The organism is Croceicoccus sp. (assembly GCF_983967925.1).
Genome location: NZ_CFETID010000042.1, coordinates 1 through 15,510 on the forward strand (window position 1 = coordinate 1; position 15,510 = coordinate 15,510).

The window sequence follows — 15,510 nt, forward strand, 5'->3', positions numbered from 1 at the left end:
CAACTGGCCTGGTTTTGCTCCGCCCAATGGACGACTTTTACTCCGCCGTTGACAGGTCCGCCGATCCGCGCACTTGAACGACCGCTATCTGCCAACTCGATCCCGAAGCTGCCGGTCCGCAAACGGCCAATTCCGTCAGCTTAAAGCGGCCCCCCAGCGCCACTTTGGCGGCAGGAACGGGGTGGGAAACTGCCAATGCGATCTTGCGCGCATTATTGGCTGAAGTCGGAATTAATCAGGAATTGATGCGGTTGCGGAAACTGTCCCTGTAGGCAGCTTCTTGCTCCTATCAATTATCTCCAAGCGGAGGCGCCTTTGGTAGGCTTCGCGCAAAATGCAGTTTGCTTCCCCCACTGTGACTCCGTCGATTTCAAACTCTGTCTGAAAAGGAGAGATTACTTTAAATTCTTTTATCCCGCATTCTCGGATAACACCTGCCGCAACTGCATTTTCCTGAGCGACTTCATCTTTCGTCATCGAGGCCCAGTCTTTTTCCCGATCGAAACCAGCTTCCTGAACGATCATGACGAGATGGGTGTCTGATTTCTTGAATAAGAATTGAGATGAGAAAATCGAAACAATTGATGCGACACCCGCGCCTGCTGCAAACCAGATCAGCCTTTTTCGGTTCATTTGGCCCCCAATTGCCTCTAATTCGGCTTCTCTCAATATTGCCGCAATCGGTCGTTTGCTGCCGGGTAGCTTTTGGCTCCGCCCGGAATGCCGCTGATGGCGAGTTCGGGGTGGGAAGGGGACTGGTCAGTACTGCGTGGCTGCCTTTACGCCGATCAGCAACTCATCATAAAGGCGATTCATAAAATTCCGCGCCTCAATGGAGGACCTGAAAAATAAAGCTACTGAGAAACCATCTTTTAAGAAAGGGCGGATGTCGCTGACCGGGCCCTCAGTAGCATTCCAATCCCGCCATTCTTTCAGCACAGCCCGACGATACTCAAGCGAGCCATCTCTAGTCGCAGCGGCAAATGAGCCATCCAGCGATCCAAATAGTATGGCATAGTCCTCATTGAAATGAGCCGTCATCAGATTTGCGAGAAGCGGCCACCGCTCCTCTGCACGCAGTCGTCGCTCACGTCGTGCCCTGCTCATTGGCCAAATATCTCACGTTAGTCGAACGTCCGCGATCGGTCGTTTTCCGTCGTTCCGCTTTCGAGATGCAGATGCAGGAAATCGACCCATTATCCCCACGAGAGGCGAAAGCAGGATACTTGTTCTCTGGCGAAGTATACTGCGGCGACATGAACGCCGCCGCAATATCTTCATTCTTCGGATGAGGCCGTTGCTGGGGTTTCGTCCTCTATTTCCGCGGTAGAATATTTCGGTTCTGCCACGCCCGCCTTGGCGAGACCCTCGAACGATCCACCATCAAGACCAAGCTCCTTCATGAGCCCATCGATGACGGGCGCCTGCGCGCGATACGACAATGCCGCGCTGAGCGCATCGCTGGCGAGATTGCCTCCGCCACCACCAGCGCCGCCACCGGACAATAGTTGTTTGGAATCACCCCCCTTGCCATTCAGTCCGTCCAGCTGAACAATCTTGATTGAATCGATCGCCTCCAGCGGTTTGGCGCTTTCACGCACCAGTTCCGGCAGAACCTTGAGGAGCGCCAGCTTCGTCTGGAGCGAGATCTGCCCGTCGGACAGGATATTCGCCGCATCGTTCACGGCACGCTGGCCCGCCGCCTCGACTTCAAAGCGGATACGATCTGCTTCGGCACGCAGTTTTTCTGCCTCGGCTTGCCCCTCGGCTTCAAGACGGATCCTCGTTGCCGCCGGTTGCGATGTACAGGCTGTTCGGATCGCTTGAGCCGAACGCGAGGCTGACGACATGTGGAGCCGGGAACGTCAGCGCCTGAAGGGCGGTGCCGTCGGCCGAATATTGGTTCAGCCGAGGGGCTACCGATAGCGCTATAAAACGGTCGCAGATGCTCGCATGCTCGACAAACCAACGAACCGATCAATTGCTCTAAGCAGGTGGTCAGCCGGACCGTACCGGTCCAGATTGAACTCCTAGAACAGCGCATCCTGCGCCATCCGGCGTTCGCCCATCATTGCTTGAATCCCTTCAGCGCCTCTATGCTGAATCAAAACTTCGCAACGACTTTAAGGGCGATTTTTTCAACGGTATCGGCCGGAAGCGGACCGTCCGCTCTTGGCCTTACCTTCGGCAATATAGACCTTCACGGTCCCATAAGTTGGTGTGAGACGTTACCATTGCATGACCATGCACTATACGCGCACGGGGCGCGGAAAACCCCTTCTCCTTGTCCACGGATTGGGCGCGACCTGCGGCTCGTGGGACACGATCTTGCCTGCGCTTTCTCAAGTCAGAGAGGTAATCGCCGTGGACCTGCCCGGCCATGGGCAGACACCCGAAGAGGCCGACAGCGGCACGTTTGACGGGCTGGCGCGCAGTCTGGACGACTGGCTCGGCGCGCAGAATCTCACAAATATTGATATGGTTGGCAGCTCGCTGGGTGCTCGCCTGGTGCTCGAGATGGCGCGGCGCGGCCAAGCGGGCGCGGTTGTCGCACTGGATCCGGGCGGCTTCTGGCAGGGGTGGGAGCGCACCTTTTTCAAAGCCACCTTAACGCCATCGATTGCTCTGGTTCGCGCGCTGCGACCGGCGCTTTCTGCCATCACCGGAAATGTCGCAGGCCGGACCGCGCTCATGGCCCAGCTCTCTGCGAGGCCGTGGGCGCTCGATCCGGCATTCGTCGCGCGCGAACTGAAGTCATTGGCCAATACGCGCACCGTCAATTCGCTTGTGAAGGATCTCGCCAAGGGCGCAAGGCAGGAAGGGCCTGCAAAAACGGCTGCGCCCGTTGTCATCGGCTGGGGATGCAAGGATCGGCTGTGTCTACCGCAGCAGGCGGATCGCGCGATCAAAGCCTTCCCTGAAGCGACGCTGCACTGGTTCGAGCGTAGCGGACACTTCCCGATGTGGGATCGGCCAGAGGAGACCGTTCACGTGATTCTGGATGCAACGAGCATCTCGGAGTCGAAATAATACTGCAACTGGGCGGTTAGCAAATCGAGCGCCTATGCAGGGGCTTGTCCCATTGTAAGGTCCCTTGTTGGCCGATTGCGGACTGGCAGCTTTCGAAATCGATTTGGCAGATAGCGGACGTTCGATCGTGCGGTTCGTCGCACGGCTGGCGCCGACAAAGGCGATATTCAGGCGGTCGATGGAGTTCCTTGAGACCTGTCATCCGTCCACACATCGCTGTGACGGAAAACAGTCGATGGCATGATCGTTGACGATGCCGACCGCCTGCCCGATCGCAATGAGGCTAACTCCGCCGGGAAAGGATAATCACTCGTACCCATTAACACGCGTTTCAGAAACGCAGTGACATGCTGATCGATTACTTCTCCTCTTGGCTCATCTGCGGTTTGACCGATCAGCTGGTTGGGTCCCCGGTCGCGTGCTCGCAACCAGTAAAAATTCGGCCGCCCGAGCAGGGGGCCATGAATGGACTGATCCGCAAGGGCGCCGACATACAATGGCTTGCTGCCATGTTTTGGACGACGATTTCCAGTTGTCGGGTGGGAAGTCGTCATCGATGGGAATAAGCAAATAGGGGACGGTCGGTGCTTTCCGTGAAGAACCGAACAACCAGCCAACAAGATTCCCCACGGCGCTGATCCGATTGTCCTGCAGGGCAAGCTCGGCGCCTGTTGCGCCCCCAAAGGAATATCCGACATAGCCGATCCTTGCTGGATCTATTCCTGGGACAGCGAGAGCAGAGTTGAGCAAACTATTTAGGATCCCGCGAGCCTTGCGAACGGCCAGTTCCACCCGGGTCTCAGCAAGGGCGGTCGAACGCGCGAATTCGGCGGGTTCCCCATGGCAAATGCCTCTGTTCTGGCAAGCCATGCGTTGGCGGCCACTCCTGCCGCTGGCTTGTCTCGTGCCACATCATCGAACGCGACCACGATATATCCTTGTTCAGCGAGGTGAGCCGGCAGGCGTTCTCGAACATCCACTTTGCCCCCCCAACCCGGAGAATAGAGGATGAGTGGCTTCGGTTTACGGCCTGCATCTGAGCGTCGCCACACCAAGATCCTGTATGGGCCGTCGGCAGTCTTCACACAGTGTCGGATGGGGAGAAGTCGATTTTGCTCCGCGCCATTGCGTAAGCTTCTCGCGCCGATAACGACTGCCGCTGCAGGGCCCAGCAGGGCAAGCGCAGCGATCAGGAACCTCGGTCTCGACATGTCAGTGTTTGTTGTCGGCCATCCTGCGAATTGCCTTCGCAATCACGTCTGCCTCGCGAAACATGGTATCGTGCGTGCCGGGACAGGTAACGACTTCAAATTGGCCTTCGATAAAACCTGTCCAGCCGAAATCATGCGGGAAATAGCGTCCCTCGTGCAAATCCGCGCTGCGAAACAGGATGACCCGTCCTTTGTAAGGTTGCAATTCCAGGCCGGCCTGGCTTGGCATAAGAACGGTTTCCGGGAACCAGCGACCGGAATCGTTCATGGCATCCGGTGCTGGTGAGGTCGCGTTCCCTTCGAGCCGCGCCACCAGCCTGGAGAAACCGAATTTGCGCATCAGCCGGTAGTTGTCGGCGAACTGGGACCAGCACAACTCGCCGGATCGAACACGGCGATAAAGGCTGGCAGTGGTCAGCCAGCGCACCTGCCAAGCGCGCAGATTGCGATCGATGAAGCCCAGCCTTTCCCGGAAGCCGGGGCGGTAGGTGTCAGCTATTGCGACAAATTCGACAGTTTCTCCTTCCTCTTGAAGGATGCGTGCCGCCTCGAGAGCGAGTGCGCCGAGGACGCAATGTCCAAACAGGATATATGGACCGTGCGGCCTCGCCAGACGGATCATCTCGACGGCGTCCCTCGCATGGTCGAGGAAATGCCGCCGAGGCAGCCGGACTGGCCCGTCGCAGGGTCTGATCTGTACGTCGTAAAATGGGTGGTCATCGCCAATGGCCCGCGCGATCGGGTAATAGACCGAGGCATTGTTGAGGGCGATGATTGGTGCCCCATTTCCTTCCGTCTGCAATGGAAGGATGCGCTTGGCGAGTGCCTGCAGCCTGGGGTTGGGCGCAGGGGTAAGAGCCGTCATGCCCCCCGAATGGTGAGCCGGACCAGATTCCGGTTCTGCAGCAGCCAGGTCGGTGCTGCATAACTGGTTGGCGACCGCGTGTTCCATGGCGCCCTTGATCGCCTCTATCAGGCTTTCAATGCTGGAGGCATCATACAGGGCTGGGGCATATTCGCAGGACAGGCGCCAGCCTTTCTCTCGCTCGACGAATAGCAGTCCAATATCCCACTGACCTCCGACAGCCGGCGCCGCTACCGATTCAATCCGGAAAGAGCCATAGGTCCTGTCCTTGACCGACGCGCTGGCAATATAGGTTCGCTGAACCACCAGATTGACATTGTATGGGGCGCCAATGGCAGTTCCACGTCGCTGCTCGATTGCGGCAGCTGCAATCGGCAATGGCAGGTTCTGATGGGCCATTGCCTCGCGGGCGATGTTGCGCACCTCGTCTGCCAGCTTCTGGAATGGCTGGTCCGGCTGGACAGGCACTCGCAGGATGGCCGTGTTCATGACGGGGCCGATAATGGCCTCGCTATCGGGGTCGTTCCGGCACGCAAACTGCGTCCCCATGACGATTTCCGGACTGCCCGTTTCGCTATGCAGGGCCGCTGCCGCGAAGCTGGCTGCCATGGAGAACATGGTATGGTTCGTGCGGCGCGCCAGATCTTCCACGGCATCGGTCAGTCCGCGCGGGAGCATGATGCTGGCCATCGCTGTCTCGGCACCCCAGGAAGAGCCCGGCCGCGCCTTCGGCAGACTGAAATGGGGCAGATCAGCCAGCCTGTTCTCCCAGTATCGCCGTTCGGCTTCCAGAGCGCCGCTTTCCAGCGAATCCACCTGCCAGCGCGCGAAATCCCCGAAATGGAGGGAGACGGGCTCCAACTCCTCAATTCGACCCGCATCGAACCCCGCTGCCAACTCGCCGAATTCGCGCATTACAAGGTCAAATGACCAGCCGTCCATGATCAGATGGTGCAGCGTAAGGTGGAGATAGGCTTCCTGCGCGGCTGTTCGCAGCAAAAGGGCCCGAAATAGCGGTCCGACCGTTCTCCCTTCGATGCAGGCGAAGGGGGTCCGCGCTGCGGAACGAGCGAGCCGCTGCCGCGCAGCTTCGCGCTCGTCGGATGGAAGGTGCCGCAGATCCACCAGATCAAGCTTTATTCCGGAAGGCGGGTAGACCTCCTGAATGACTTCGTTTGCCGCGTTCCGTGAAAAGCGGGTTCGCAAGATCTCGTGACGCTTCTCCAGCTGATCCAGTGCGGCGCCAATTGCCCGGTCGGATATCGATCCCGTCAACCGTCGGCAGAACGCGACATTCAGAACCGGATCGAGCGAGTCCTGTTCCACCCGCTGCCAGTACCAAGCCTGTCCGGGGGTAGCCGGAAATGTCTCAACCGGTGACTGGCTTTCATCGGAAGACGCGATGCCCTGCTTGATGGGCGGGAATTCCCTCATGCTGCGCTTCCCCTCCGATAAGCCGAAAGCGGCTTGAGAGGCGACACCGGTGCTGCAATCCGGCTCGCGCCGCCATCAACCAGTCTGGCAAGCTTTGCCAAGGTTGGATTGGCAAGCAGTTCCCTGTTTTCCAGTTCCATCCCCTGCGCAGCCATTCGCGCTCCTATCCGGAAAATTTGCAGAGAGTCGGCGCCCAGATCGAAGATTGCATCGCCAGGCTTGATGTCCTCGACGTCGAGGACCTCCTTCCAGATATTGGCGATCCTGCATTCGGTTTTTGACATCGCTTGCGAGATGACGACGTCAGGCACCCTTTGGATGCCCGCCGCTTGCCGCGACTTCAGCTCGGCCAGAAGGGCGGACCGATCGACCTTGCCGTTGTCATTGCCAGGCAAGGCTGCCAGCAGGTGGATGGAACGTGGATGCATCACCTTTGGCAAGCGGTCGGCGAGGACATGCCGAACCTGCTCCGCAAGTGCCGGTTCATCCATGTCGGGGGCGATCACGAAAGCATGGATCTGCTTGGCGTTGGCTGCGCCTTCCGAAACCACGACGGCCGCGTCGCGAATTCCCTCGACGGTTCGCAACAGGGTTTCGATCTCGCCCAGTTCGACCCGGAAGCCGTTGATCTTTACCTGCTTGTCGATCCTTCCCAGGAAGTCGATCGTTCCGTCCGGTCGCCAGCGCGCAAGATCTCCGGTACGGTACAATCGCTTTTCCGTAATTTCGGGCAATTCATTGACGAAACCGGATTCGGCATGATCGCTCTGGCCGAGGTAACCGAGGGCGACCCCTTCACCGCCCACGACCAGTTCACCGGTGGCGCCGCGTGGACGCAATCGGCCGCGCGCGTCGACGATGTAGACGCTGGAATGGGCGATGGGGGTGCCGATCGGTATTGCCGCATCGCGTGCCACCGACGCGGGAACCACATAGCAGGTCGAGAAAGTCGTATTTTCCGTGGGGCCGTACCCGTTGACCAGGCGGATGGTGGGATGGGCCGACCGGAATTTCGCCACATGCGAAGGCGACAGTACATCTCCTCCCGCCAGCACCTGTCGCAGTGGCGCAAAGGCGTCGATTCGCTCGTCAATGATCGTGTTGAACAGGCCGGCGGTGAACCAGGCCGTGGTCACGCCGCACTCTCTGATCGTTTTCGCGATGTCGTCCAGAGAGGGGCGGGCACAGGGCATGATTGCCACGGTGCCGCCGTGCAACAATGCACCCCAGATTTCCAGCGTGCTCGCGTCGAAGGCCAGCGGCGCCATCAGCAGGAACACTTCTTCGCTACCGAAGGAAATGAAGTCCTGATCCGAAACGAGGCGTATGATCGCCCGGTGCGGCACAATGACGCCCTTGGGCGCGCCCGTGGACCCTGTCGTACACATGACATATGCCGGGTCATCGGCCTGCACGTTTACCGAAAGCGGGGCATCCGTCATCGAGGACGAGTCTTCGATGGCCTTTGCCAGAGGCAGGCAGGCAATGTCGCACGCCATTACTTCGATAGCCGGAAAGCCGATACCGTCGGCCAGGACGAGCGCCGGGTTGGCGGAATTGAGAAAGGATGCCAGTCGTGCCGCAGGATATGTAGAGTCGAGCGGCATATAGGCTGCACCGGCCTTGAGGACGGCGACGATGGCCGTGAGGGTGTCGATCGATCTCCCCGCTATCAACGCCACGAGGCTTCCCTTGCCGATGCCCTGCTTCTGCAGCCACCGGGCGAGGCGGTTCGATTGGCTGTCCAGGTCACCATAGCTCATGGATCGTTCGCCCTCCAATATGGCTAACGCCTGCTGATGGCTTGCCGCCATTTGCGAGAACATTGCCGGCACGCTGAGCGCAGCCGGCAATCGCGGAAGCCGCAAATTACGCGCTCCCAGCCACTCGCGCTCTTCCACGTCGAGAATGTCGATATCGCCGATGGCGACCGCCGGATCAGCGACGAAGGCGCGCAATATTTGACGAAAATTCCGGATCCACCGCTCGATCGTTGTGCGATCGAAAAGTTCGGTCGAGTAGTCCACTTCGATCCGCAGGCCATTTGCGCCCTCGATCAGGTTGAAGAACAGATCGAAATTGGCAGCGGCCTTGGGATTGACCTGCAGGTTCGCCTGCACAGGGCCGAAATCCAGCGCTTCTCCCAATCGCTCGAGATTGAATTGAATGTTCGTCAATGGCTTGCGACCAGGGTCTCGTGGAAGATCCAGTGCTTTGATGATCGCGCCATAGGTCGATCCGGGCTGGTCGAATGCCGCCATGGCCCTGGTCTTGATCGACTTGATATGCTCTCCGATCGGCGTCTCCATGGTGAAGGGCGCACGGACCGGCAAGAAACTGACACAATGCCCGGCCAGCACCACGTCATCCAGTTCCGCCTGACCCGCAAGCGGACAGCCTAGGACCACGTCGGTCTGGTCGGCCAGCCTGCCAAGAAGGACCTGCAGGGTGCCGAACAGCGTGGCGAAAAGCGAACAGCCAAGCTGTCTTCCGGCAGATTTCACGGCTTGCAGCAGTTCGGCATCCACGCTTTCCTGTACGGTGGCTCCAGCGTAACTCCGGGTCAGCGGGCGAGGACGGTCGGAGGGCAGTTCGAGTGGTGGCGGCAGCTTGGCGTAGGTTTCCTGCCAATAGGCCAAGGCTTCCGAGCTCAGACCCCTAGGGCTCGCCTCGGCGTAATCGGCGAAGCTCGCCGCTGCCGGGAGAGCGACCTGCTGTCCGCCGGCCAGTGCGCGATAAATCTCGGCCACTTCCGACGCGAAGAGATTTGCGGTCCAGCCATCGAAAATCATGTGATGTGCAGTCAGCATTAGCGAATCCTCGCCGCAAATGCCGCGCGCCAGGATCGCCCGGATGAGGGGGGCGCGTTCGAGATCGAATGGTGTTTGCGCCTGCTCTTGCTTGATCGTGTCAAGCACGGCCACCGTGACGGCATCAACGATCTGCAGGGAAATGCGCAGCTCGGGCGCTATGTTCATCCTGAGCGTATTCTTGTCGATCCTTGCCCGCATCGCGTCGTGCCGGGCGACGAAAGCGTTGATTGTTTCGCTGAGCAATTCCGGCTCGACCTGCCCGTCAAATTGCAGCGTGATCGATTCATTGAAGGCGCAGGATGCCTGATCGCTTATCTGTGCGGCCAGAAGAATCTCGATCTGTTGTTCGGTCAGGGGCACATTGCGCGGTCCCGCCAGCGCAGGACTTGGGCTACCTCCGACTTGATCCTCGGATGCGACGAGTATTCCTGCGTCCTGCAAGGCATCAAGCGTTTGGCCGATTGCCGCAACGATCCGGTTGAGATCGGCATCGCTGTGCGCCGTGGTGACGAAACAGGGATAGCCTTCGATGACATGGACGCCCAAGGCCCGCAACTGGTGGAAGAACAGCGCGCCAAGGCGATCCACGCTGGCGAGGTCGAGGAAGAACCAGCTGGAGTAGCTCGGCACCGTAAGCTTGATTCCGCGGCTGGCGAATTCGAGATTGATCCGGTCGACCAGACCGGCAGTTCGCGCGGCGAGGATCGCCTGCAATTCCGGCCCATGTTCCTCCAGATGATCCAGAACGGCGCTGCATGCCGCCACCACCAGCGGATGGCGGACGAATGTTCCTGCGAAAAAGGTGGGCGCCGTCTGGGGAACGGAACCATCGCCATATTCCCACGCGCCGCCATCCAGGGCATCCATATAGCGCGCGGACCCTGCCAGGATTCCCACGGGCATTCCGCCGCCAATCACCTTGCCATAGGTGGCGAGGTCGGCCCTGATGCCCAGTACGGCCTGCATGCCGCCCGGGTGAGTGCGGAAACCGGTGACGACTTCGTCGAATATATAGGCGATGTCGTTTTCAGTGGCGAGTTCGCGCAGCTGCCGAAGGAATTCGACGGGCAGGAAATCAGGACGGCGACTTTGCACCGGCTCCACCAGGACTGCCGCGATGTCACCTGCATTGGCCTTGATCCAGGCAAGCGATTCTTCCCCGCCGTATGGCAGCACGACCATGTTGCTCAGCGATCCGGGCGGGATGCCCGGCGCGATCGGAAGGGCGCGCGAAAAGGCCGATTTCCCGCCTGCCTTGACGAGGACTTCGTCGAACTGGCCGTGATAGTCGTGGTTGAAGACGACGACCTTCTCGCGCCCGGTGACGCAGCGTGCGATCCGCATCGCCGCCATGACCGCTTCGGAGCCCGTGTTGCAGAAAGTCACGCGGTCCAGGCCGACCATGCGCGAGATGCGGCCTGCAACCTCGCCAGCAAGCGGGCTCTGCGGGCCAATCGCAAAGCCGAGCTCCATTTGCGCCGAGACCGCCTCGATCACGAAGTCGGGCGAATGGCCGAAAGCGGTCTGGCCGTAACCGTTGACCAGATCAACAAACTCGTTGCCATCCAGGTCCCACAGCTTTGAGCCTTTCGACCGCTGTGCGACCAGCGGGAAAACCAACTCCTTCCATTCCGGACGGAAACCGGCCGCCGTGCGGGGATCGGCAAAATGTGGTCGATGCTTTGCAGTTTGCCTTTTCGATGTTCCCATCATCTCGACCGACTGCCGAACCAGCGAATCGACATAGGATTTCTGGCGATCGGTCAGCGCGTCTTTTGAGCGGTCGGCATTTGCGTCAAACGGGCGAAAGCGCGATCTCGGAGCCTGTTCCACCGGCTCTTCAGCGGAGGTGAGGGTGGCCGATGCTGCTCCAATCGGGAGTGCGGGCGTGTTGACCTGCAAGACCGGGGGCGGCGGTGCGACTGAACTGAGGTTGCGGCCCATGTCGCCGGAACTGAGCAGTTCAAGCTGCTTGTCGATGACGGACTGCATCGCCTGCAATTGTGCCTGAAACGTCGCGGCGAGGTCCGCCGCGTCGAGTGGCGCTGGACCCGCAGACATGGAAATGACTCCCGGTGCCGGCGGACTTGCAGAGATCGTGGTCGGGGCTGGGGTAATGGGGCTCTCGACCTCGACCTCCGGCGGCAAGACTTCGTCGAGATGACGAGCAAGCGCATCGATCGAAGCGAAGTCTCCCATCAATTGTCGGAACGTTATCTTCGTGCCGAACTCCCGCTGGACCCTGGCCGCGACCTGACCAAGGAACAGGGAATCGAAGCCTAGTTCCAGGAATTCGCGGGCGAAATCGCCATTGTCGATCGTCTCGCCCGATAATTCTTCGATCAGGCAGGCTAGCTTCTTACCAATGCGCGGAAGGCGCGACTGCTTCTCGTTCATGGCAACTGCTTCGCTTTGAAAGGTTGGGATTGAACGGGCGCAGTCCGAAGGAATGGACGTAGAAAACGCCGTCGAAGTCGCGTCGGGTGCATCGATCCAGCAGCGGGTCCTTTTGAAAGGATATGTCGGCAAGGGGATCTTGCGTGCCTCCGGACCGTAACGAACGCTCCAGTCGGGTGAGCCGCCGTAGGCCCAGAGGCGCGCTTCGGCTTCGGCAAAGCGCTCGGCATCCATGGCTGCCTCGGCGAGATCGGGCATGGACGAAACGGTGCCGATATAGCGTTCACGGGCGAGGCCCTGACCGGCAAAGGTCGCCAGCGTCCGGCCGGGCCCAACCTCTATCAGGATGGGCGCAGCGTCTGCCGCAACATGATCGAGGGCCGCCGCAAAGCGGACCGTTTCGCGACAATGCCGGGCCCAGTATTCGCCATTGCCGGACGTTTCCGCACTCGCCCACCGGCCAGTGACGCATGAGACATAGGGTATGGCGGGAGCAGCATAGTCGAACGTGGATGCGAGCTTGCCCAGTTCCTCGACCACCGGGTCCATCATGGCCGAATGGAAAGCGTGCGAAGTGTGAAGCCTGCGCGATTCGACGCCATCCTTTTCGAGCGCGGTTTGCAACTGCGCGATCGCATCAAAAGGGCCGGCCGCCACGCACAGCCTGGTCGCGTTTACGGCGGCAAGATCGACATCGGGACCAAGCCTGTCTGCCAGTTCGCCCTCGGAAAGCCGCACGCCGAGCATGGCCCCCGGCTCTGCCGACTGCATCAGCTCCGCGCGGCGGGCAACGAGAGCGAGGCCGTCGCCGAAGGACAGCACGCCGGAAATGCTCGCAGCGACAAGCTCGCCGACGCTGTGGCCGATCATCGCGTCCGGCTCGATGCCGCGGGAACGCCAGAGTTGGGCGAGGGCATATTGCGTCAGGAAAAGTGCCGGCTGCGCATGGACGGTCGACCGGATGGGGTGCGGTTCGTCTTCGTTCGCCGGAGCATCGCTGAACAGCAACTCCCGGATATCGATGCCAAGGCTTGTCTTGAGCTGTTCCGCACCGCGATCGATCCATTCACGGTACACCGGCTCGCTGCGATACAGGCCCGTACCCATTCCGGGATATTGCGAGCCCTGGCCGGGAAACATGAATACGACGGGCGCGCCTTTGGCCGCCGAGGCCTTTACCGCGGCTTTTGGAAAGGCGGACAGCTTGCGCACTGCCTCCTCGACACTTGCCGCCACAACGGCGCCACGCTCTTCCCGCTCTGCCCGTCCTTCGGACAGCGTGCGGGCGACGTCGGGGAGTTCGATGCCGGGCAGGTCCTGCAGATACGATGCCAGGGCCAAGGCCTGCGCCTGCAGAGCGTCCTTTGTCCTGGCCGAGATCGGCAGAATTTGTAGACCGTCGGCATCGGCGCGCGGCTGCGTTGCAGGCGCTTCTTCCAGGATCACATGGACATTGGTGCCGCCCACTCCGAACGAGCTTACCCCGGCGCGCCGTGGTTCCGATCTGCGAGGCCAAGAGGCCGGTTCGGTTGGAACCGTAAACCCGCTGCCCTTCAGATCGATGTGAGGGTTGGCGCGGGCAAAATTGGCGAGCGGCGGAATCTCTTCGCAATGCAGCGCCATCGTAGCGCGGATCAGGCCTGCCACCCCTGCCGCCGCATCGGTATGGCCGATATTGGCTTTTGCCGAACCAAGCAGGCAGCTTTCCGGCGATTGCCTGCGGCCATATCCCTGAACCAGCCCGGCAAACTCTATAGGGTCCCCCAAGGGCGTGGCGGTTCCGTGCAGTTCTACATAGCCGATCGACGATGGATCCACGCCCGCCTCGGCTATGGCGGCAGCAATGGCTTTCGCCTGGCCTTCGGCACTGGGGGCAGTGAAAGCGGCCTTGCCGCTGCCATCATTGGATATCCCGCAGCCGCGGATGATCGCATAGATCGTGTCCCCATCGGACAGGGCATCTTCCAGGCGCTTGAGCAGGACCACACCGGCACCCGAGCTGAATACGGTACCGCATGCCTCTTCGTCGAATGGCCGGCAGGTGCCATCGCGCGATCCCATGCCCCCTTCGAGATGCAGATATCCCCTTTGCTGGGGGAAGGTTATGGACACGCCGCCGGCCAATGCGGCGTCGCACCGATACATCGACAGGCTTTGGCAGGCCTGGTTGATTGCGGTCAGAGAGGTGGAGCAGGCCGTCGACACGGTCATTGCCGGCCCTCGCAAGTCCAGCTTGTAGGCAATTCGCGTTGCCAGCGTGTCGGGCAACGAGCCTACCAGCCTGTCCATCGAGCCCAGCTGATAGTCACTGGTGAATTGCAGTGCCTGTTCCCGTGATCCGAGGACATGGCCGACAAGATATGTCGGCATGCTCGCGCCCGCGAAAACCCCGACTTCACCCGGGAAACGAGCGGGATCGAGGCCGGCCTGTTCAAGCGCCTCGAGACAGATTTCAAGGAACACGCGATGTTGCGGATCGGTCAGCGCAGCCTCGCGGGCATACATCCCGAAAAGCCCGGCATCGAACATGTCGACATCGTCCAGCACGCCGCGGGCGGCGATGAAATTCTCTTCCTGTCGTAGGTCGGTAGCCCACCAATCCTGAAGTTCGGACTTGTCGAAGCGGGTAATCGTAATGCGGCCTTCACGCTGGACCTGCCAGAATTCCTCTAAGTTATTCGCTCCGGGGTAGCGACAGCCGATCCCGACGATCGCGATCGCATCAAGCGGTTCATCCTCTTCGGAGGGGGCCCCGTTACCGGTCATGCCGTGTGCTCCGACCGTGCAAGACGCCGCTTGCTGACGGCGGCGCTGCGCTTTTGTGCTCGCAGACTTGCTTGCAGATGCATGGCGTCCTGTTGGGCGGCCTGCCCGCCACCCTTTGCGTCAATAAAATCCGCCAGCTGTCGGACTGTGGACCGCGAAAACAATTCGCTGATCGGGAAACGGCTCGATGTAAGCTTGCACAGCGCCTCATGCACCTGGGCGATTTGAAGGGACCTACCGCCAAGGTCGAAGAACTTATCGTCGAGTCCAATTGGCGAGATCCCGAGTATCCGGCCCCAAATCTGGAGGATTTGCCGCTGCGTTTCGGTGGTATTGACCAGTAGATCACTGTCCGATCGGCTGCTCTGCGGCATCGGAAGGGCTGCGCGGTCGGTCTTTCCGTTCGTGTTCAACGGCATGGCGTCCAGCACCACGAAAAAGGACGGGACCATATATTCTGGCATCTGCTGCCGGAGCTTGGTTCGCAGCTGTTCTGACAGATCCGGCTCGTCACCGTCGACTGCCACGTAAGCAACGATCGCCGGCCCCATCGGAAGGTCTTCACGTACGATTGCCGCCGCTTCCCGAACGACGGGAATGGCCATTAGCGCGGCCTCGATTTCGCCCAGTTCGATGCGATATCCGCTGATCTTGACCTGATGATCGATCCGCCCGAGGTATTCGATGTCGCCGTCGGCATGGCGGCGGCCCAGATCGCCGGTGCGGTAGAGGCGCGCTGCGGGGTCGTCGGAAAACGGATCGGCAATGAACCGCGCTTCGGTAAGCTCGGGCCGGTTCAGGTAACCGCGGGCAACGCCGGGCCCGCCGATATAGAATTCACCGATCGCGCCATCCGGCACAGGCTGCAAGCACTCATCCAGGATGTGGATCACCGTGTCCGGGAGGGGGACGCCGACAAGGCTGCCGGACGCACCGCTCATACCAAGGCGCGCTGAGGCTGACTCACGCCGGGGATTCCCAAGCGGATGAAAAT

7 protein-coding genes are annotated in these 15,510 nt (G+C 60.3%); 1 reads left to right on the forward strand and 6 read right to left on the reverse strand.

What is annotated here, in order from left to right:
- Positions 1 to 231: 231 nt before the first annotated feature.
- The 3 genes from AC4FIJ_RS15440 to AC4FIJ_RS15450 form a co-directional block, all read right to left on the reverse strand.
- Entirely contained in the window at positions 232 to 669 is a 438-nt protein-coding gene (locus AC4FIJ_RS15440) for a hypothetical protein (RefSeq protein ID WP_490337534.1), read from the reverse strand.
- A gap of 90 nt (positions 670 to 759) precedes the next feature.
- Positions 760 to 1,041 (reverse strand): hypothetical protein, encoded by a 282-nt coding sequence (locus AC4FIJ_RS15445; protein ID WP_490337535.1) that lies wholly within the window; start codon positions 1,039 to 1,041, stop codon positions 760 to 762.
- A 236-nt stretch (positions 1,042 to 1,277) separates the two neighbouring features.
- Positions 1,278 to 1,850 (reverse strand): flotillin domain-containing protein, encoded by a 573-nt coding sequence (locus AC4FIJ_RS15450; RefSeq protein ID WP_490337536.1) that lies wholly within the window; start codon positions 1,848 to 1,850, stop codon positions 1,278 to 1,280.
- A 388-nt stretch (positions 1,851 to 2,238) separates the two neighbouring features.
- Between AC4FIJ_RS15450 and AC4FIJ_RS15455 the strand changes: the two genes are divergently transcribed.
- Positions 2,239 to 3,030, forward strand: coding sequence for an alpha/beta fold hydrolase (locus AC4FIJ_RS15455; RefSeq protein ID WP_490337537.1), 792 nt, complete (start codon positions 2,239 to 2,241; stop codon positions 3,028 to 3,030).
- 1,212 nt (positions 3,031 to 4,242) lie between these two features.
- Here the strand turns inward: AC4FIJ_RS15455 and AC4FIJ_RS15460 are convergent.
- The 3 genes from AC4FIJ_RS15460 to AC4FIJ_RS15470 all read right to left on the reverse strand — a co-directional run.
- The gene (locus tag AC4FIJ_RS15460) at positions 4,243 to 6,540 is read right to left on the reverse strand and encodes a condensation domain-containing protein (protein WP_490337538.1); all 2,298 of its coding nucleotides are present in this window, start codon (positions 6,538 to 6,540) and stop codon (positions 4,243 to 4,245) included.
- Positions 6,537 to 14,516: an amino acid adenylation domain-containing protein gene (locus AC4FIJ_RS15465; protein WP_490337539.1), complete on the reverse strand. Its 7,980-nt coding sequence runs from the start codon at positions 14,514 to 14,516 to the stop codon at positions 6,537 to 6,539. Before AC4FIJ_RS15465 ends, AC4FIJ_RS15460 begins: the two co-directional genes overlap by 4 nt.
- Positions 14,513 to 15,510, reverse strand: a 998-nt coding sequence (locus AC4FIJ_RS15470; protein WP_490337540.1) for a non-ribosomal peptide synthetase, incomplete at its 5' end; no start/stop codon positions are given. The genes AC4FIJ_RS15465 and AC4FIJ_RS15470, both read right to left, overlap by 4 nt.